Raw genomic sequence first — 19,961 nt, forward strand, 5'->3', positions numbered from 1 at the left:
CCTCGTGCTCCCTGTCTGCAACCTGCACGGCATGCAGCTCCATCTCGCGGAGATTTCACGCACGGTCGCGCAGGGCGCTCACGCCGTCCTCATTGTGGATCAGGCCGCATGGCATACCAGTCAGAAGCTGGATGTTCCCTACAATATCACCATTCTCCCGCTGCCTCCCCGGGCTCCTGAACTGAACCCGGTGGAAAATCTCTGGCAGTTCCTGCGCAATACATGGCTCTCAAACAGGATCTTCAGAACCTATGACGATATCGTTGATATCGCCTGCCATGCCTGGAACCAGCTCGTCAATCAACCATGGCGCATCATGTCAATCGGACTGCGCAATTGGGCTCATGGGTTATAGCAATCAACGGTTGGTATTAGTGGATGGTGCCAGGATAAAGTTATTGTATGCCAGACTATAAATAAATACATAGACAGATCGGGAATCAGTTTTACCTTACTCCGCAACGCGACCAGAGCAATTTTCTGCACTGCCATACAGATATGAGCCACGATCAGCCAGATAAAGCTATCGCACATCAGTAAAATTCTGGAAATCCGCCATATCATTGGCTCAGCCAGAATTTAAAAAACCCAGCCACGACATCACGCCGTGGCCGGGTCGGATCAGGTCGGATCAGGAATTACAGCCCAAGCGTACGCTTCAGGCCCGCACAGTAGGCATCCATGAACCGGCGCGACAGTTCCGCATCCGGCACGAACATGTCGAACACATGGTATGCGCCCGGCACGACCATGACCTCGGTCGGGATGCCTGCGGCCATCAGGCGACGGGCATATTCCAGATCCTCGCACAGGAACAGGTCCATCGACCCCACCCCGATAAAGGTGGGCGGCAGGCCGGACAGGTCCTTCGCCCGCGCGGCGGATGCATAGGCCGACGTGTCATCACCCCCGGCCTTCGCCCCCAGATACGCTTCCCATGCATATTTGTTGGCCGAACGGGTCCAGACATATTCACCAAAATCGGGCGCGGGATCGACCTTGGTCGCCGTGCGGTCATCCAGCATGGGATAGATCAGCAACTGGTAGGCCAGCCTGTATTCCTTGCGGTCGCGCGCCATCAGCGCCAGTGCCGCACTCAGCCCGCCACCCGCACTTTCGCCCGCGACGGCAACCTTGTCACGGTTGATGCCCAGCCCGGCGGCATTGTCATGCACCCATTTCAGGACGGCGTAGCAGTCCTCGATCGCGCCGGGATATTTCACCTCTGGCGCCAGGCGGTAATCAACGGAGACAATGACAAACCCCATCTTGCTGGCCAGCACCTGGCATTTCGGGTCGTCAACTTCGGGATGCCCCGAAACCAGTCCGCCACCATGGATATAGACAATGGCCGGGGCATTGGGCCGCCGCACGCGGGGGCGATAGATCAGGACACGCACATCCGGCGCACCGGCGGGACCGGGGACATATTCTTCCTGCGTTTCGACATCCGGCAGCGGACGCCCTTCGATCAGCCGCACCGACGTCATGAATATCTCACGCACTTCCGGCAGGGACCGTCCGGACAGGCCATCAAATGACGGCATTTTTTCCAGAATCGGCAGGAATTCGGGATTTACGACATTTTTGGGCATGGTGAAGCAGGTCCTCTTCCATCAGAAGCCGCCCATGGGGACGCCTTCGCTGCCTATAACCGTCACGCACGCAAGCGTGATCAACCATGACCGACATCAAATAATTTTCTCCATGTGTGCATATAAAATATAAAATTATGGGTTTTCCCTATCTGTTATATTTGAAAATCAATTCATTTCATCAATTTATATATTGTATTTATCATTCAAATATAAAATATACTTCGCATGCCGTAATGAAATCACCGCGGGACAGCGCAGGATGCCAGGAAGGTGATGCATCCGGCCCGCCACGCCATCAAACCCCCGGCCCATACCAGCGTTTTCATATGCCTGTATTGCATCGCGACGGCATTCCGACTGCTGCAACAAGAACTGTTGCCCTTTTTATAGGCATAGCTGGGCACGGAAACATAAAAAATCACGATCCCGACCGACAGGGCATATATTTCCGGACCTTGCCAAAAATAAAAGTTCCCATTTTAATTTTTTGCATATAACCTATTCTGATTGTCTGTAGGAAAGGTTTGCGATTGTCGAACATTACGGCACTTGTTCTTGATTCCGCCCTGTTTGTTATTTTCCCGTGGGCGGTATGGAGACTGGCACATAGGGCGATTCCGATTGTTGTCCTGCCGATCCTGCTCGGGATCGTGCTGGCGGTCATGCACGTGCCGGTGCAGCAAATCGGCATTCCATCCGTTTACGGCAACAATATCGGCTGGCTGGCCGTGCTGGTGCTGGCCTTTACCGCCGGGCTGGAAATGTGGCAGCCGCCCGAGGCCAACGGATCCGCCCACACCATTCCCCCACCGCCGCTGGGTCGCCTGCTGGGCGGCGCGCTGGTGGCGCTGGGGGGACCGTTCATCATCGGCTCCTTTCTGGTCTATTATTTTTTCCTGCCCCTGCATGGATGGCATCCGCCGCATGTCGGCCGCCTGATCGGGTCACTGGCCATCGGGCTGTGCATCGCGGTCAGCGCCCTGCCGGTGCTGATTGGCATCGTGCGTGAACTGCCCCCGCTACAACGTTCGATCGGGCAGCTTGCGCTCAAGCTGGCGGTGGTAGATGACGCGGCGCTGTGGATCGGGCTGGTCATCCTGCAGTTTGCAGCCCGCGGGCCTGCGGCGCTGCATGGCTGGACAGGGCTGGAGGGGGTGGCGGTTGCCCTGCTTGTGGCACTGGCCATCATCAGCAACTGGGCGACGCGCAACATGGGCAATCCGCCCCAGATGGTTATCTGGGCGGCGGTGCCGGTCTATCTGGCGGCGGGGTCATGGGCCAGCATGCATCTGGGCCTGCATGAACTGATCGGGGCGTATTTTGCCGGCGCGCTCATGCCGCCGCGCTGGGTCATGCGCCTGCCGGTGGAACAGGTCGGGCGATTTTCCCTGATCTGGCTGGCGCCGATGTTCTTTGGCCATAGCGGGCTGCATATCAATGGCGATGCGCTGACATGGCCCTCGGTCACCGCGTCGCTGTTGCTGGTGGTCATTTCGGTGCTGGCCAAGATGGGATCGGTCTATGCCTTCCCGCCCGCGCCCGGGCTGACACGACGGCAGGCGCTGGGGGTGGGTGCGCTGCTGCAATGCAAGGGGCTGATGGAAATCGTGGCCGCCACCATCCTGCATGCACAGGGCATGCTGTCGGACTTCGCCTTTGCCTCCCTCATGGTGCTGGCGGTGATTTCAACCGCGCTGACCGGGCCGCTGTTCCGGCTGTTCGCCCCGCGCATCCGCGATGGCGCGTGACTGTAATAAAAATACCCGCCTTCTGGACAGTCCCCAAGGAACCGGATCAGGCGGGGTGCGGTTCAGCATGACTGCGCCATAACGCCTCCCCGGGCTTGCGGGCATTCAAGAAACGACCTGAATATTGCCCGCACCATCTGGAAATCGCTGGTTAGTGTCCTGGAATCATACAGATCACCCGGAACAGGAATCATTTCGGACGTTATCGTGTCGCAATACACTGTCCTGACATCGTAATCGTCATCTTCTTCGCCCAAGGCGTCAGCAGGCCATCCAACGAAGGGGCTGCTGATTGCCCGTGGCGGCCCACCCCTTTTCCACGAATATGCCAATACAGGTTCATGCCCTGCTATTCCGGCGTAATGTCATCCAGCCGGTCAAGACGCCACAGCCCGGGAAACATCCGTATCCACGCGATGGTAATGGCCAGCGTGCCGATCCCGCCCAGCGCGACCGAGCCAACCGGCCCGATCAGGCTGGCCACCATCCCGCTTTCGAATTCACCCAGCTGGTTGGATGACCCGATGAACAGCATGTTCACCGCCGAAACCCGTCCGCGCATGCTGTCGGGCGTGCGCAACTGCACCAGCGCGCCACGCACCACCACGCTGACCACATCCGCCGCCCCCAGCACCGCCAGCGCGATGATGGACACCGCCATGGACCGCGACAGGGCAAAGACCACCGTCGCCACGCCAAAGACCGCCACGGCCAGGAACATGCGCGCCCCCGCCCGGCGGTTGAGCGGCCGCCACACCAGCATGACGGAACACACCACCGCCCCGATCGCCGGCGCGGCCCGCAACAGCCCCAGCCCCAGCGGCCCGGCATGCAGGATATCGCTGGCAAAGACCGGCAGCATGGCGGTCGCCCCGCCCAGCAGCACGGCGAACAGGTCCAGCGAGATCGCGCCCAACATGTCGGGCCGGGCACGCATGAAATGCATGACCTCCACAAACGTGGCCAGCGAAAGCGGCACCCGTGGCCGGGGCGTGTAGGCCAGGCGGATACATAACGTACCGACGCACGCACAGGCGAAGCCAACGGCGCAGACAAGGTAGCACACCCCTGCCCCCGCGCCGTACAGCAGCCCCCCGACCGACGGCCCCGTCACCGCCGCCGCCTGGAACAGCGAGGACGAAACCGCCGCGGCACGCGGAAACACATGCACGGGCACGAGCGAGGGCAGAAAGGTCTGCTGGCATGGCATCTCGAACGCGCGGGCGGCGCCAAACACCATGACCATGGCATAGATCATCCACGGCGTGGTCCAGCCGCCCAGCGCGCCGATGGCCATGAGCAGGGCGGACAGCGCCTCGATACACTGGCACGTCACCACGATCATGCGCCGGTCAAGGTGGTCCGCCGCATGCCCCGCCGGCAGCAGCAGCCCCGCCATGGGCAGGAACTGCGCCAGCCCAACCAGCGCCAGCGCCGTCGTGCTGTGGGTCAGGGCATAGATCTGCCACCCCACCGCGACGGCCTGCACGCAGGCGGAAAAGGACGAAGCCGTGCGGGCGGCAAGAAACGCGGGCAGTCCCGGATGACGGTGCAGGGGCACGGCGGGCAGGGACGTTTCGACCCCGGGCGGGGCCGGTGGAACGGGAGCGGAAGACATGATCCCGTCACCCTAACAGCACCACCGCGCAATATCCTACGTCTTCCCCCCTAAAAATTACGTTCACCTGTTTGCAAATCGGCCCCGATACAGGCAAAAGCTGTTCCATGACAGACCCTGTTGAGCATACAGCAGCACCCGGCGCGGTGGGGCACGTACCGACCCGCGACTGGCTTGATATCCGGGCCGGGACGGTGGTGGATGCGCACCCCGTGCGTGAAACGCCACGGCACACCTTCCGGCTGACCATCGATTTCGGTCCCCATATCGGGATCCGGTCATCGGTGGTGCAGGTCAACCACCGCTATGTTCCGGCCCGGCTGATTGGCCGCCAGATCTGCGCGGTGATCAATGTCCCGCCCCGGCAGGTCGGTTCGCTGCGCAGCGAGGTGCTGACGCTGGGCATGCCCGACAGTAATGGAGAGGCCGTCCTGATCCGACCCGATGGCCGTGTCCCCGATGGAGGAAAACTTTTCTGATGGCTACAAGCTACGCAACCGTAACATGGGACCAGCTGCACCGCGATGCCCGCCAACTGGCCAGCACGCTGATGACCCGTGGCCCCTTCAGGGGCATCGTGGCCATCACGCGTGGGGGCATGATCCCCGCCGCGATCATCGCCCGTGAACTGGACTGCCGCCTGATCGACACCATTTCCGTCGTGACCTATGACGAGGAAAAGATGGGCGAACCCTCCGTCGTCAAGAACGCCGATGCCGCGGGCGATGGCGAGGGCTTCCTGATCATCGATGACCTGGTCGATTCCGGGGTCACGGCGCAGCTTGTGCGCAAGATGCTGCCCAAGGCGGTGTTCGCCTGCCTGTATGCCAAGCCCGCCGGCCGCCCGATCACGGATATTTTCGTAGTCGAGGTCCCGCAGGACACATGGGTGCTGTTCCCGTGGGATACGGCGCCGCTGTTCATCCCGCCGCTGGCCAGCAAATCGGTCGAAAAGGCCTGAGTGCGGCTGCTTTCACCCCATCACACGCCTTGTTGTTCGCCGCGCCCGTCCACACTGCTTGCCGCAGGGACGATGGGCGCGGTATTTTTTTGCAAGAATGTGCTTGCCAGAACAGCAGTTGCCACATAGGTTCCCGCTCGTGGTCGCGGGGCGTGGCGCAGCCTGGTAGCGCGCGTGTTTTGGGTACACGAGGCCCCCGGTTCGAGTCCGGGCGCCCCGACCATATCCAGGGAGTACGGATAGTAATGCGAGCCCGGATTTACAGGCAGTCAAAACCCTCCACCCAGTCAGGTCAGGCCGGAACCCATACATGGGTACTGGATTACGGGCAGAACCGCCCCCGCCATATCGATACCCTGATGGGGTGGACCGGCAGCGCCGATACCCCGTCGCAGCTGCGCCTGCAGTTCCCCGATCAGGACAGCGCCGTGGCCTATGCCACGCGGGAGGGAATTGCCTTCGATATCGAAATCCCCACCCCGCGCATCCGCCGCCCCAAGGCATATGCGGATAATTTCCGTTATGACCGGATCCAGAACTGGACGCACTAGACCCGATCTGGCACAAGTGCAGGCCACGCGCCCTTAGCTCAGTTGGATAGAGCAACAGCCTTCTAAGCTGTGGGTCGCTGGTTCGAATCCAGCAGGGCGCGCCAGTTTTCAATGACTTAGCGGCTTTCATTTTTGCATCTTTTGCAGATCTTTTGCAGTGCACTATGGCTCATTGCGGTTTCGCCCTACCCCAGACGGCCCCGCGTTGCAGCGATGGAGACCACCTTGCTGGTCTCCCGCTGCTGATGCTGTTCCCACAACTGCATGCCTGCGATCATGACTTTCGTTTGACTTACAGATAGCGGACAGAACTTCACGGTCATGCTCAAGTCGGGGAACGGCGTCTGGCCGGTTCTGGAATCGAATACCCGGGCATCCATATCGACCTGACAGCCGCTTATGGGCGCGCCGATATCGTGCGTGAGCGGTATGATGCGGGCGGGTTGGTCTTTATATACGTACCGGTACCGGCACAGGCCCCTTCCCTGAAGCTTTTTGAAAAATGCTTCACCAAAACCTTCTTTTGGATTTGCGGACTGTCCGATGGCTGCCTTTGAAGCAGCCCTGCACATGGCCTGCCGCATTTTCTGACATGGTACGCAGTTGCATCCGGCCAGCAACCCGTCAGGCGGGGATGCGTTGCATATTCATGGTTACGGATGCGACCCGGGCAGAATGTGGAAAGTTTCCATTAATAATGGTCCCGACAGATCGTTCCCGTGATCGTTTATTTTTCCATCATGGCGGAATCACATCCATATCGGTCACTTCATTAATGAATACACAAACAATTCAACCATAAAATACTGCCCATGAATGCACTTCTTTATTCAATACAGCGACATGGTATTGATCACATGACAGGAAGACCATGAAAAAAACGATCCTGTGCCTGGGTCTGCTGGCCGTTGCGGGATGTGCCAGCAGGCCCGCCGAAATCAATGCACAATATGTGAACCCGGAACCTTATATGCGGCAGAACTGTGCGCAGCTTGCCCAACTGGATGAAACGGACACGCAGGCCCTTGCCTCGGCAGATACACGGCGCATGGCACGCGCCCGATATATCCAGCCCGGCCAGTTGAAGGGTGAACTGGAAGCCGTCCATACGGCCGAGCGCGGCAAGAACTGCGTGGGGCGCTACAACGCAACGGACTATGACAGCACCGGCGCGGTCTATCCCGACCGGATAATGCCCGACCAACCGGCCCCGGCGGCAACGACCACACCCGCCCGCAACCGTATCCAGAGCGGCATCAATCCGGGCACGGGCACGGGCACGGGCAGCATTACGGCGCATTCCTCCGTCGCGGAGCAGAAACTGTCCAGCCCGACTTATGTCGCGCCGAACACCCGTCCCTCCGGTTATCCAGCGCCGAGCATGCCGGTACCGGCGGCGGGCTATACGACGTCTCCGTCCTATTCCGCCAGCCCGTTCCAGTAATCTGGCCCGATGCCTGTTTTCCAGCTTCACCCAAAACGTCCATGTGGCTGGCGGAATGTCCCACAGGCTGGCCTCAGATCGTGCTGAGTACCCCGCCATCGACACGCACCGACGCCCCGGTGGTGGCGGACGCCTGTGGCGATGACAGGTAGACCACCATGTTCGCCACTTCCTCCACCGTGGCCGCGCGGCGGATGATGGATGTGGGGCGGTGCGTCATGACGAATTCCGCCGCCACTTCTTCCAGCGGCCTGCCGGTCTTTTCCTGTTCGGGCCTGAGCATGTCCGCCAGCCCTTCTGACAGCGTCGGCCCCGGCAGCACCGAATTCACCGTAACCCCGGTGCCAGCCATCCGTTCAGCCAGGCCGCGCGCCACCGAAAGCTGCGCCGTCTTGCTGAAACCATAATGGATCATCTCGACAGGAATGTTCAGCGCGGATTCCGAGGACACGAAGACAACCCGCCCCCAGTTCCGTTCCTTCATGCCCGGCAGGTAGGCACGCGACAGGCGCACGCCGGACATGACGTTGACTTCAAAGAACCGGTTCCAGTCCTCATCCGGCGTGTCGAAAAAATCCTTCGGTTCAAAAATACCCAGGTTGTTGATCAGGATATCGCACGATGGATGGGCCGCCACCAGCGCCGCACACCCCGCCGCCGTGCCCAGATCGCCGGTAAACCCCTCGGCCTTTCCCACGCCAAGGGCGGACAGGTCGCGCACCGCCCTGTCCACGGCAGGCGACCTGCGCCCGTTCACCACCACCCGCGCCCCGCTGGTGACCAGTCCCTTTGCAATGGCCAGCCCGATGCCGCCGGTTGATCCCGTTACGATGGCCGTGCGGCCTGTCAGGTCAATATGCATGGTCCTTAACCTCCTGCGATATCTGAAACCGGGCCGCATCGTACACGACACGGAACCCCGCACAACCGGCCCCGGGGCCGTAATGGGGCATGAACGGACCGACAACGCGTCCCGTGCGGCCGGCTGGGGGCGCGCCGCGTTCAAACCCGCGTGATGACAGCCCGGCGCCACACCCGCCATATCGCCTGCCCCTGCCTTGGATACAGGCGGAAACCATACCCCGGGCGACCCCCTGCCCTGTCGCCTGCATGCATTGACAATATACGACAGGATATAGTCACGATAGGGAGAGCGTTCCCGCGACGGGTCGCGCCAGCCGGGATCATCCCATAGCCTGCCAACCCGTTTCCGCGTTCAGACAACGCAAACCTTCGTCGGTTATGAAAACATGACCCACGAAGCAGCCACAAAGGACATTGACGACATGACCAGTCCGTATCGCACCATCAATCCGGCCACCGGAAAGACGGAAAAGGTCTTTGACCTGCATGACGACAGGACAATGCTGGCGAAGCTGTCCACCGCCCACGAGTTCTGGGAAAGCGACTGGCGGCACCGTTCCCTGGCACAGCGCAAGGCCATCATGCTGAAGGCGGCGGAAATCCTGCGCCGGGACAAGGAAAAGCATGCCCGCCTGATTTCCATCGAAATGGGCAAGATCCTGCCCGAAGCCATTGGGGAAATAGAACTTTCGGCTGATATTCTGGCCTATTACGCGCAGAAGGCGGAAACCTTCCTCGCCCCGCGTGAACTGCCGGTGTCGCAGGGTCATGCAACCGTCACCAGCGAGCCGCTGGGAATCATCTATTGTGTGGAGCCGTGGAACTTCCCCTATTACCAGCTGGCCCGCGTCGCCGCCCCCAACCTGATGGCGGGCAACGTCGTCATGGTCAAGCACGCGCCGAGCGTGCCGCAATGCGCCGTAGCATTCGAGGAACTGTTCCGTGAAGCAGGCGCGCCCGAAGGGGCTTACACCAACCTGTTCATTACCAATGACCAGTCGGAAAAGCTGATCGAACGCCCCGAAGTGCGTGGTGTCGCCCTGACCGGCAGCGAACGCGCCGGCAGCGCCGTGGCGTCGCAGGCCGGGCGTGCGCTGAAGAAAAGCACGATGGAACTGGGCGGGTCCGACGCCTTCATCGTGCTGGATGACGCCGACCTGGACAAGGCCGTGCCCATGGCGATCCGTGGACGCATGTCCAATAACGGTCAGGTCTGCACCGCCGCCAAGCGGATGATCGTGCACAAGTCACTGGTTGACGAATTCACGGCCCGCCTGAAGGTGGCGGTGAACGAATTCCAGTACGGCGACCCGCTGGAACAGGGCGTCACCCACGGCCCGATGAGCAGCCAGGCCGCCATGGAACGCGCCGTATCGCAGGTGGAAAAAGCCGTATCCCACGGGGCGGAACTGGTTGCGGGTGGCAAGAAGATCGACCGCGAAGGCTTTTTCATGAAGGCCGCGATCCTGACCGGCATCACCAAGGACAACCCCATTTTCTATGAGGAAATCTTTGGCCCCGTCGCCATCGTCTATTCTGTCGGCAGTGATGATGAAGCCATCGCCATGGCCAATGATTCGCCATACGGGCTGGGTGGGTCCATCCAGACCAGCGATGTGGAACGTGGCCGTCGCGTCGCCGCCCGGATCGACACGGGCATGGTGTTCATCAACAACATTACCGGCACGGCGCCCGACCTGCCCTTTGGCGGGATCAAGAACTCCGGTTATGGCCGTGAGCTTTCGGAATTCGGCATTGAGGAATTCCTGAACCGCAAACTGGTCCATACCCCCTGATCCAGCCATGCGGATTACGCCCCCCGTCGCATGATGGGGGGCGTTTTCATATGCATCCCGCACGGATGATATCATGACGACACATGCATGCCCGGTCTCATGCCCCCGGTCCGGCAATATGAATGCCGGAACATGCAACCTGCCCCAAAAAGCATGGAAACCCGGATTTCACATATCCGTCATCAAAAACCATAATATATATTATAGACGACATGGTATCTGTTTGTAACGGACTTTCATTTTGTGTTTCAATTCAAACATAAATTGTGTCATCGATTATAAACTGTGTTAATTTTTTATTTTTGCGTGTCAAAATCATTTGCATGCGTATTGTCTATATCATCAACAGCCTGAATGGCGGGGGGGCCGAACGTCCCCTGCCCGATATCGTGGCGCAGATGCGCAGACGCGGGCATGATGTCCGTGTCCTCGCCCTGGCGCGCAAGGCGGGCAATGCGGTTGCCTGGCTGAAAGACGCGGGGATTGCCCATGAAATCCTCTCTCCCCATCCTGACAAATTCGCATCTTTCCGCACGACCCTCGCCGCCGTGCGGCGGCATGCACCCGACCTGATCTGGACATCGCTGACACGCGCGACCCTGTATGGGCAGATGGCGGGCGTCATGCTGCGCCGGCCTGTAATCAGCTGGCAGCACAATGCCTATCTGCGTCCATGGAACCGCCGTATCCTGCACGCCACGCACCGGCTGACGGATCTGTGGGTGGCGGATTCCCGCTTTGTTGCAAAATGCACGGCGCAACAGCTGAATGTGCCCGAACGCGATGTCATTACATGGCCCCTGTTCACCGCGCAGGCCCATATGCCCCAGGCCACGCCGTGGACGGGACCGGACGGGGGCGCGGTATTCCGTCTGGGCACGCTGGGCCGACTGGAACACCAGAAAAATTACGGGCTGCTGGTTCAGGCCATGGCCTATCTGCGCGATCATGCGCCGCAATGCCGCATCCATCTGGATATTGGTGGCGAAGGTTCTCTCGCCCCGCAACTGCAGGCCCGGATCACGGCGCTGGGGCTGGATAATGTGACATTGTCGGGTTTTCAGGCCGACCCGTTCACATATTGCGCCGGATTGCATGGCTATGTACAGCCATCACTGTTCGAAGGGCTGTGCATCGCCCTGCATGAAGCGATGCAGGCGGGCGTGCCATCCATCGTAACGCCCGTGGGCGCGATGGCTGACGTCATCAAGGATGGGGAAACCGGCCTGTTCCTTTCCCTCCCGACCCCGGAACACCTCGCCAGCCTACTGCTGCGGCTGTACAACAACCCCTCGCTGTGCGCCCGGATGGGGGCGGCGGCCCGGGGGCAGGTTCTGTCGGCCTATGACCTGAATGCCATTACGGCGCAGGCCGATGTGGTGCTGGGGCGGGCGGAGCAACTGGTTGCCGCACGGGTCGGCGCCATGCGGACCAGTGCCCGCCACCCCACGCCCATCCGATAATCCGGGGCCACCATCCCTTACCCCTTCAGGTGAAAGACGACCGGCAACGTAAGATGCGTGCCGTCCAGCGCCCCCCCGTCAGCCGTGCAGCGTACGTTGCGCGCGGCGGCGATGGCGGTGCGGTCCAGGTCGTCATAACCGCTACTGCTCCGCAGGGTCGCCTGTACCACCTGTCCCTGCCCCCCGATAACCAGATCCACCATCGCACTGCCTTCTTCATGCATGTGGCGCGCCATGGGGGGATAGCGCCATGCCGGTGGCGTGCAATGCACCGTGGACGCGGGTCGGGCGGCCGTCGCGGCCTGTTGCGCATGCGCTGATGCCATCGGGACGCTGGCGGTATCCGTCTGTCGCCCCGCAGGCAGCGCGGCAGGCGGGGCCGTCCCTGCATGCGCAGGCGTTGCGTGGGCAGGTGGCCGGGGCGGTGAAGCGGGCGTGCGGGCGGGGGGATGCCGCATGACTGGCATTTCCTGCCTGCCCTCCGCACCACGGGTTGGTGCAGCCTGTGGCTGTGGCTGTGGCGTAGCCGGTCCGGGGGGCGTTGCAACCTCCGGCCGGTCAAAAAAGACCTGGATGGCGTTTTTTTCACTGGGGGCTGCCGGTACCTTCGTGCCACCCGGCAGCAGCCATGCGCCAATCACGCCATGCCCCAGCACCGCCAGCAGCACCGTCCACCCGGCCGCCATGCGCGCCCAGCGCCCGCGCGCCCGCGCGCCGTCGGGGACAAGCAGCCTGGCTGCCGTTCTGTCTTGCTGTTGCGGCACGGTTCCATCCATTGTAGCCGGTACGGCGGCCCGCATCCCATTTGACAAAAAGGGATGCACCCCCGAGAACATAAATCTGTTACCGTCTTATCTTACAACCACAAAGAGCCTGTTCAATCATGGGCCACGCCCGTCACCCCTTCATGCATGACATGCCTGTGATCCGCTGGATCATGGTGCTGTGCGCATGCCTGGGGCTGTGGGGGCAGTTGCTGATCGAAAGTCGCAGCATGCCGGGGGAACTGCCCCGGACCACCATCATGCGGCTGACGGGGATCGATATCGCGCCCCCGGGACATGCGGCCACCATGGCCCATGGCCCCGCCCATCATCACGCCATGATGGGTGGCATGCCCGCGGACCGGCACGACATGGCGGCCCATCCGGGCCATGACCATGCCGAAGGCTGCCCGCTGTGCCCGCTCCTGCACCTGCCCGCCCTTGCGCTGACGCTCCTGCCGTTCCTGCCCCTGCCGCCCATGGCATGGCGGCAGGCCCGGCATGAGCCACGACAGCCCCGCGCGCCCCCTTCCGCCCCACTCGGCTTGCCGCCGTCACGCGGGCCACCTTCCGTTTCCTGAACCCACGCGCTGCCGCGCGCCCGTCCGGGCGTGCGCATTCCCGTTTCCTGTTCAGGACATGAAAAGTGACTTCCATAAAAAGAACGGCCGCGCCCATTGCCGCGGCGGCTGGCGGCTACATGCTGGCCGCCGGCCTGTATCCCGCCATGGCGCAGGCCGAAACCACCGTGACCCTGCCCGGCCTGTCGATCGAGGACACGGCCGAGGGCACCCCCATGGGCGACCGCCTGCTATCGGCCAGTTCCCCATCGCAGGCATCCCGCACGGCGGCCAGCCTGAGCAGCCCCGATACCGCCAGCCTGTTTCGCAACCAGCCCGGCGTCAGCACCTATTCCGCCGGCGGCCTTGCGTCCCTGCCGGTCATCAACGGCATGGCGGATGACCGCGTGGCGACCGTGGTCGATGGCGTGCGCATTGCATCGGGCTGCCCCAACCACATGAACCCTGCCCTGTCCTTCATCGATCCCGACAGCGTGGACACCGCCACCGCCATTGCCGGGATCACCCCCGTCAGCATGGGCGGCGACAGCACCGGCGGCACGATTGACGTGGAACGCAAGGACCCGCAATTCGCCCGCCATGGCAAGATACTGGTCACCGGGCATGTCACCGGCACCTATCGCAGCAATGGCGGCGGCTATGGCGCATCGGGCAGCCTGACGGTGGCCAATGACATGTTCAGCCTGCGCTACAACGCATCCTACAGCCAGGCTGGCGATTACAGTGGCGGTGGCGATGCGGGCATGGTCCGGTCCACCAGTTACCTGACCTACAACCATGCCGTGACCTTTGGCATGCACAGGGACAACCACCTGTTCACCCTGACATTCGGGCAGCAGGACACCCCGCATGAAGGGTTCGCCAACCAGTACATGGACATGACCAACAACCGCTCCACCTTCGTCAACGGCAAGTATCTTGGCACCTTTGACTGGGGTGAACTGGAGGCCCGCGGCTACTGGCAGCGCGAGGACCACGCCATGGACTTCCTGCCAGACCGTGACAAGACCACCCACATGCCCATGAACACCAACGCCCGCATGGCGGGCTACAGCATCAAGGCCACGATACCGCTGGCGGAAGGGCAGACCCTGCGGCTGGGCAGTTCGTTCGACCATTCCGGCCTGAATGACTGGTGGCCGCCCGTTGCCGGCAGCATGATGATGGGACCGGACACCTATCACAGCATCAATGACGGCCACCGCGACCGGCTGGGCCATTTCGTGGAATGGGAAGCGGCCTGGACCCCGCGCGTAACCACGCTGCTGGGCTTTCGCAATGACCTGGTCATGATGAATACGGGGCCTGTTTCCGGCTACTCCTCCACCATGAACATGATGAACATGGCCAACATCAACGCGGCCAATGCGTTCAACGCCACCGACCGGGGCCGGACGGACGTGAATTTCGATGTCACGGCCATGGTCCGCTGGAAACCCCGGCGCGACCTTACGATCGAAGGGGGTTATGCGCGCAAGACCCGCTCGCCCAACCTGTATGAACGCTATGCCTGGGGGCAGTCGGCCATGGTCACCAGCATGATCAACTGGTTTGGTGACGGCAACGGCTATGTCGGCAATCCCGACCTGAAGCCGGAAGTGGCCAATACCGCCTCCATCACCGCCGACTGGCATGACCCCGATGGGGACAGGTGGGACCTGAAGGTCCAGCCGTACTACACCTATACCCACGATTACGTGAACGCGCAGCGCATCGCGCCGGCCGGTCAGTTCTACACGCTGGGATTCGTCAACCACAATGCACAGAGCTACGGCATCAACGGTTCGGGCAATTACCGCCTGTGGCAGAACGCCCGTTTTGGCCGTGGGGAAATCGTGGCCAACATCAACTGGGTGCGCGGGCAGGACCTGACCAATGGCGCGGGGCTGTACCACCAGATGCCGACCAACGGCAGCGTATCGCTGAACGAACGGTGGAAGAACTGGAGCGGCCGGGTGGAAATGACCTTCGTGAAGGCCAAGGACACCGTGGACTGGGTCCGCAACGAACCCCGCACCCCCGGCTATGCCCTGCTGGGACTGGGGGGGCAGTACCACTGGCGTTACGTGACGCTGGATGCCAGCATCGACAACGTACTGAACCAGAAATACGAACTGCCGCTGGGTGGATGGTCGCTGGCCGACAATGCGGCGACCGGCGTGCTGCGCGCGCTGCCGGGCATGGGCCGGTCATTCAATGTCAGCCTGACCGCCAACTTCTGACCTGACGGAAAAAATAAAGGTTTCCGGGTGCTGCCTTTTTTAAAGAAGGCAGCGTTTCCTGAAGCTTCCTGACAAAAGCTTCACCAGAAACCCCTTTGAAATTCAGCAGGCTTTCAGGAATTATGTCCCCGTGCCCTTTTCGGGCACGGGTGGCACGGTAGCAGGGACTGCCTCCCCCTTCACCATGCCTGTCGGCCTGCGTCCCGGCGCCATGCGGCGGAACCACACCACCACCGGCCGCAGGCAGATACCCAGCATGATCAGCCCCGCCACGACGGCCGCCGCCGCGGCCCCTTCCAGATGCCAGGCCATGGTCATGCCATACACCAGCGGCAGGTAGGTCAGGGTGACGATGATCCGCCCTTTCAGCACCTGCGATACCTGCCCGATCACGGTCAGCAGCGGCTCCAGCGGCACGACCCCAAGCCCCAGTATCGCACTGCCCAGCATGAGCATGATCAGCGAACGCCCGCCATGCCAGTGGACATGCAGCATCCATGTCAGCAGGATATTGCCCACGGCCATCGCCACCCCCATCAGCAGGATGGAAAACCCGCCGATCATCAGGAACAGCTTGATCGTCACGCGCTTGATGCCATACCAGTCCTGCTCTTCACGCAGGCGGATGAATTCGGGGTACAGCGCGGGCATCATGAGCTGTGCGGGCTTGGCGATCCCCTCGCCTATCTGGCGGGAAACGCGATAGACCGCCGCATCGGCCGGGCCAAGGATGCCACCCACCAGCAATGTACCGAACTGGTTGAAAACCGACCCCAGCAGATGGTTGCAACTGGTGGACAGGGTAAAGCGCCATATGCCCGGCGCATCCCCCGCCTTCAGCGGGGCGAACAGGCTGAAACGCTGCGTGGCGCCCGCATGGCGCAGCTGCAGCCAGCCCAGCGAGGTACTGCTTATGAACATGACCAGCTGCGTCATGCTCCAGACCAGCAGGTAGTAATCCAGCCTCATGTGGTACATGAACCCGATGCCCGACCCCACGGTACGCACCAGCGCGCCGGACAGGTCCGTCAGCATGGTCAGCCAGAAGGAATTGCACAGCCGGAACACCCCGGCCGACCAGCTGGTGTTCATGAACGCGATCGTCAGCATGTAGGCGAAGGCCGCCCCCTGGTCCGCCGCCGGCCACCCCATATAGGCCCCGAACAGCGCGACCCCCAGCGTACCCACCAGCCACCCGACGCCGCCGCTTATGTAATCGGCACGGATGCAGAACGCCAGCACGCGGGAAAACTGCGCCTGGCGACCGTTGGTGAACGGGTCCGTGCCGTAATGCAGCAGCGGCTGCCATGACAGCAGGTGCGTGGCCTGCGATACGGCGGCGCCAAACGTCGTGACCAGCATCAGCACGCCAAACTGCGACAGCCCCAGCGCCCGCACCGCCCACGCGATATAGACAAAGCTGCAGATCGCATTCGTCGCCCGCCCGGCAATCAGGAAACCGGTATTGCCGAAAATGCGCTTGAGTGCGTCCCGTTCAGAAGTGGACATGGGTGATCACACGTACAAAAACCCGCGCACGGGACGGCCCCGGACACGTGTCCTCGGAACAACAGGCGAAAACGATAGCGCAGGCTCCCCTAAACTGAATACCGGACGTGGCAGGAAGCCGGCAGGCTGGCCCCCGCTGCCGTTCATCCATGTGCGCCACGGCGCGCACTGTAGTGCGCCATGCCTGCCGGGGCTAGTCCCCGCCATGCACGTATTGCAAACGGGATGCAACCGGGGATACCGCCAGCGCCCATCCCGTAATCATGGACAGCCATCCCGCCGCGGGCTGTGTCAGCAATGAACTGTTGGACGCCACGGGCCAGAAAACAAGTGTCGCGACAATCGCCACCATCAGTCGCTGCGGATCGCGCGTGGGGACGATACCCGTCCAAATGGACACCAGCAGGCAGACAGCCAGCGCAATGAACAGTCCCATGGCGGGTATGCCCCCCATGGTCCCCATCAGCAGGTAATAGTTGTGCGGATGCAGGTTGCAGCCGGTTGCCCCGCCATGCGGCCCCTCGGCTACGCCCAGCCACGGCAGGCCATGGAAATACGCCGGGTCGGGACAGGCATGCCGAAACCCGTCAAACCCCAGACCGAACCACGGGTGCCGCCCGATCATCACACCCGCGCGGATGAACAGCATGCCGTAGGGGCTGTCGGCAAACGCATGCATATGCGCGATGAAGTTCACGACCAGCTTGTGATACGCCTGCGGCGCCAGCACCGGCGACAACGCCACGCCACCCGCCCCCAGCAGCAGCACGGCCACCAGGCCGCTCCGCAGGCGCGGCACCAGCAGGCCGACAATTCCCATCCCCCCCAGCATGAGGAACAGCGGCATGCGCTGCGCCACCAGCACCATGGTCAGCACCAGTCCCAGCAGCATGGCGGTCGCCATGATCCGTCCCCGCGCGCCATCACGCTGTGACAGCCGTATGGCGGTGGGGAACAGTCCTGGCAGCGCCGTCATGAACAGCCCCGATCCCACCCGTGGCGCCCATAGCGGACCCAGCAGCGCGCCATCTGCCCAACGGCCGTAACCCCATATGTTGCGCCCCCATATGTATTGCTGCCAGCACCCCGCGACCAGCCATATGGCAACACCGCCGTAAACCCGCGCCAGCACGGCACGCACCCGCGCACCGGGCAGGATCCATGCCTGCAGGGCCGCGATGAACAGGAAATACCGCCCGAAACATGTGGCCTGCACGATCGCATGGCCGCGCCCCGTTACAATGGAGGACAGGATGATCTGCCCCCACAGCAGCCCCGCCGCGCAGATCCATGGCTGCCGCAACCAGTTCCAGTGCCGGGTCAGGAAACCGTGGGTCACGAACAGTACCGCCACCACCGTCATGACAATTTCAGCAGGTGCCAGCGCATACAGCAGCAGCACCGGCATGGGGATGACAAGGCCGGTTGCAATCCGCCACATCCACTGTTCAACCCGCTGCTTCAACCCGTGCTCTCCCCGTTCATGCACCAGATGGCGGGATGTATCGCAAGATGTACCGGGGACAAAGCCGTAACAGGCCCGCCCTGCACGCCGTATCAACGGAATTGGGGCCGGGAAGATGTATTGCAATTGTAAAATCGGAAAAAGACCCGCATCCTTGTCACAGGCATATGAAAACACGGGAGACAGGGTATGGAAGACGAAGATGGCCTCATAACAGAACGGAAGGTTCTGGTGAACGAGATCCGCGCCGACCTCGAACGCCTGTCTGAAACAGTGGATAACGCACAGACGGTGACGGATGAGATACGCGGCACCATTGCCATGGTGGCAGACAAGATGGATGCGCTGTCCGACCTGATCCGTTAGGGCCTGCCTGCATTCATCATAACCGGATCATGGCGCATGCGGGATGGACCGATCCCTGGATGCAGACTGTTCGGGTCGTCCTCCCTCCCGTCGGCTCCGGTGTAAAGCCTACCGCCTGCCCGGACAGTGCAGGGGCCGACATGTATGCTAACCTGTCCATGGCGGCCATCCATCAGGCTGCCACGATTACGGGAACCATGCACGTGACTGTCTGGTCCTGACAGGTCTTCCTGTTTACTTGGTTTTTTCCGCGCTCTTTCTGCACCCGGATCACCGGCAGACAATCCGGGTCGGGTGCAAATCAGCGATGCAATGGGTCAGTTACCGGAAGACGATACCGTAACCACACAAAACGCAGCGGTTTTTGTGCGTGGTAACATCTAGACGGCGGCGGCAGACCTAGCTAAACAGACGATATGGAGAGGTGGCTGAGCGGTTGAAGGCAGCGGTCTTGAAAATCTCCGCCACCCTCCGATAAAATCCATAAATCGTTTATTATCAAGACAATACTACGCGTCTATATTCCGCATGTAACGCCCTGTTCCTGCCTTTCCGCACAGCAGGTCGGCACAAAAAGCGGCACAGCAATCGACGCTGATCACCTGCCATATTCGGAATGATGTGGTTCAGGAAAATCCGGTCCTGCTCTAGGGCCTGTTAGATCTTAAAATACTTCCTATATTGTATGGATTGAAGAAGGAGACGGAACAGGCACTTTCACTGATGAGACATGGGCGATCTGGGAACCGCTGATTGAGGCGGTTCGGCCAAGGGGCAAGACACCGCCCCATGATCTGCGGCGTACGATAGCAGCGATCTTCTGGCGTCATGAGAATGGTGCGAAATGGCGAAGTATCCCCGCTGAGCTGGGTCCGTGGTGGCGGGCGGCGCAGCTTTTCATCCGCTGGGCGAAACTGGGGGTGTGGGAACGCCTGCTCGAACTGGTTCAGGACCACCACGGAGTGGCGCTGGGCATGACTTTTCTGGATGGCACGAACATCAGGGCTCACC

The 19,961-nt window shown here is 61.5% G+C and carries 20 protein-coding genes and 2 tRNA genes; 14 read left to right on the forward strand and 8 right to left on the reverse strand.

Annotated features, from left to right (window positions below):
* Nucleotides 1–355: transposase (locus tag GEU01_RS14250; protein WP_019086449.1), on the forward strand; the 355-nt coding region annotated here is incomplete at its 5' end.
* Nucleotides 356–638: 283 nt separating this feature from the next.
* Here the strand turns inward: GEU01_RS14250 and GEU01_RS14255 are convergent.
* Nucleotides 639–1,595, reverse strand: a complete 957-nt coding sequence (locus GEU01_RS14255) for an alpha/beta hydrolase (protein ID WP_019086619.1) — start codon at nt 1,593–1,595, stop codon at nt 639–641.
* A 533-nt stretch (nt 1,596–2,128) separates the two neighbouring features.
* On the opposite strand from GEU01_RS14255, the gene GEU01_RS14270 reads away from it, so the two are divergent.
* Nucleotides 2,129–3,346, forward strand: coding sequence for a cation:proton antiporter (locus GEU01_RS14270; protein ID WP_019086622.1), 1,218 nt, complete (start codon nt 2,129–2,131; stop codon nt 3,344–3,346).
* A 62-nt stretch (nt 3,347–3,408) separates the two neighbouring features.
* Here GEU01_RS14270 and GEU01_RS27565 read toward each other — a convergent pair whose 3' ends face one another.
* Nucleotides 3,409–3,678: a DUF6911 family protein gene (locus tag GEU01_RS27565; protein WP_408734719.1), complete on the reverse strand. Its 270-nt coding sequence runs from the start codon at nt 3,676–3,678 to the stop codon at nt 3,409–3,411.
* 17 nt (nt 3,679–3,695) lie between these two features.
* Nucleotides 3,696–4,964 (reverse strand): MFS transporter, encoded by a 1,269-nt coding sequence (locus GEU01_RS14275; protein ID WP_019086623.1) that lies wholly within the window; start codon nt 4,962–4,964, stop codon nt 3,696–3,698.
* 107 nt (nt 4,965–5,071) lie between these two features.
* Here GEU01_RS14275 and GEU01_RS14280 point away from each other — a divergent pair, with 107 nt between their 5' ends.
* The 5 genes from GEU01_RS14280 (at nt 5,072) to GEU01_RS14300 (ending at nt 6,580) form a co-directional block, all read left to right on the forward strand.
* Entirely contained in the window at nt 5,072–5,443 is a 372-nt protein-coding gene (locus GEU01_RS14280) for a tRNA-binding protein (protein WP_010510970.1), read from the forward strand.
* A complete protein-coding gene (gpt, locus tag GEU01_RS14285) occupies nt 5,443–5,925 on the forward strand; it encodes a xanthine phosphoribosyltransferase (RefSeq protein WP_019086624.1) in 483 nt (160 codons plus the stop codon). The genes GEU01_RS14280 and gpt overlap by 1 nt, the downstream gene beginning before the upstream one ends.
* A gap of 146 nt (nt 5,926–6,071) precedes the next feature.
* A tRNA-Pro gene (locus GEU01_RS14290) sits at nt 6,072–6,148 on the forward strand.
* Nucleotides 6,149–6,170: 22 nt separating this feature from the next.
* Nucleotides 6,171–6,476: an ETC complex I subunit gene (locus GEU01_RS14295; RefSeq protein ID WP_019086625.1), complete on the forward strand. Its 306-nt coding sequence runs from the start codon at nt 6,171–6,173 to the stop codon at nt 6,474–6,476.
* Nucleotides 6,477–6,503: 27 nt separating this feature from the next.
* A tRNA-Arg gene (locus tag GEU01_RS14300) sits at nt 6,504–6,580 on the forward strand.
* Nucleotides 6,581–6,661: 81 nt separating this feature from the next.
* Here the strand turns inward: GEU01_RS14300 and GEU01_RS14305 are convergent.
* Nucleotides 6,662–7,048 carry a cellulose synthase operon protein YhjQ/BcsQ gene (locus GEU01_RS14305; RefSeq protein WP_232272544.1) on the reverse strand — a complete coding sequence of 129 codons (387 nt, stop codon included), beginning with the start codon at nt 7,046–7,048 and terminating at the stop codon, nt 6,662–6,664.
* Nucleotides 7,049–7,347: 299 nt separating this feature from the next.
* Here GEU01_RS14305 and GEU01_RS14310 point away from each other — a divergent pair, with 299 nt between their 5' ends.
* Nucleotides 7,348–7,920 carry a hypothetical protein gene (locus GEU01_RS14310; RefSeq protein ID WP_019086627.1) on the forward strand — a complete coding sequence of 191 codons (573 nt, stop codon included), beginning with the start codon at nt 7,348–7,350 and terminating at the stop codon, nt 7,918–7,920.
* Nucleotides 7,921–7,993: 73 nt separating this feature from the next.
* Here the strand turns inward: GEU01_RS14310 and GEU01_RS14315 are convergent, their stop codons facing one another.
* Nucleotides 7,994–8,782 (reverse strand): SDR family NAD(P)-dependent oxidoreductase, encoded by a 789-nt coding sequence (locus tag GEU01_RS14315; protein WP_019086628.1) that lies wholly within the window; start codon nt 8,780–8,782, stop codon nt 7,994–7,996.
* Between the two features lie 388 nt (nt 8,783–9,170).
* Here GEU01_RS14315 and GEU01_RS14325 point away from each other — a divergent pair, with 388 nt between their 5' ends.
* Complete coding sequence (locus GEU01_RS14325) at nt 9,171–10,580, forward strand: NAD-dependent succinate-semialdehyde dehydrogenase (protein WP_010510958.1); 1,410 nt, start codon at nt 9,171–9,173, stop codon at nt 10,578–10,580.
* A 323-nt stretch (nt 10,581–10,903) separates the two neighbouring features.
* The gene (locus tag GEU01_RS14330) at nt 10,904–12,043 is read left to right on the forward strand and encodes a glycosyltransferase (protein ID WP_026018757.1); all 1,140 of its coding nucleotides are present in this window, start codon (nt 10,904–10,906) and stop codon (nt 12,041–12,043) included.
* A 17-nt stretch (nt 12,044–12,060) separates the two neighbouring features.
* On the opposite strand, the gene GEU01_RS14335 is transcribed toward GEU01_RS14330, so the two are convergent.
* Nucleotides 12,061–12,819, reverse strand: a complete 759-nt coding sequence (locus tag GEU01_RS14335) for an energy transducer TonB (RefSeq protein WP_019086631.1) — start codon at nt 12,817–12,819, stop codon at nt 12,061–12,063.
* 107 nt (nt 12,820–12,926) lie between these two features.
* On the opposite strand from GEU01_RS14335, the gene GEU01_RS14340 reads away from it, so the two are divergent.
* Nucleotides 12,927–13,388 (forward strand): DUF2946 family protein, encoded by a 462-nt coding sequence (locus GEU01_RS14340; RefSeq protein WP_232272546.1) that lies wholly within the window; start codon nt 12,927–12,929, stop codon nt 13,386–13,388.
* A gap of 65 nt (nt 13,389–13,453) precedes the next feature.
* Complete coding sequence (locus GEU01_RS14345; protein WP_019086633.1) at nt 13,454–15,610, forward strand: TonB-dependent receptor; 2,157 nt, start codon at nt 13,454–13,456, stop codon at nt 15,608–15,610.
* A gap of 120 nt (nt 15,611–15,730) precedes the next feature.
* On the opposite strand, the gene GEU01_RS14350 is transcribed toward GEU01_RS14345, so the two are convergent.
* Nucleotides 15,731–17,119 (reverse strand): lipopolysaccharide biosynthesis protein, encoded by a 1,389-nt coding sequence (locus GEU01_RS14350; RefSeq protein WP_019086634.1) that lies wholly within the window; start codon nt 17,117–17,119, stop codon nt 15,731–15,733.
* Between the two features lie 193 nt (nt 17,120–17,312).
* Nucleotides 17,313–18,584 carry an O-antigen ligase family protein gene (locus GEU01_RS14355; protein WP_019086635.1) on the reverse strand — a complete coding sequence of 424 codons (1,272 nt, stop codon included), beginning with the start codon at nt 18,582–18,584 and terminating at the stop codon, nt 17,313–17,315.
* Between the two features lie 231 nt (nt 18,585–18,815).
* On the opposite strand from GEU01_RS14355, the gene GEU01_RS27335 reads away from it, so the two are divergent.
* Nucleotides 18,816–18,950 (forward strand): hypothetical protein, encoded by a 135-nt coding sequence (locus tag GEU01_RS27335; protein WP_265000677.1) that lies wholly within the window; start codon nt 18,816–18,818, stop codon nt 18,948–18,950.
* A gap of 737 nt (nt 18,951–19,687) precedes the next feature.
* Nucleotides 19,688–19,961: transposase (locus GEU01_RS24475; RefSeq protein WP_232272548.1), on the forward strand; the 274-nt coding region annotated here is incomplete at its 3' end.

This window comes from Komagataeibacter europaeus LMG 18890 (assembly GCF_000285295.1).
In the GTDB taxonomy this organism is placed as follows: Bacteria; Pseudomonadota; Alphaproteobacteria; order Acetobacterales; family Acetobacteraceae; genus Komagataeibacter; species Komagataeibacter europaeus.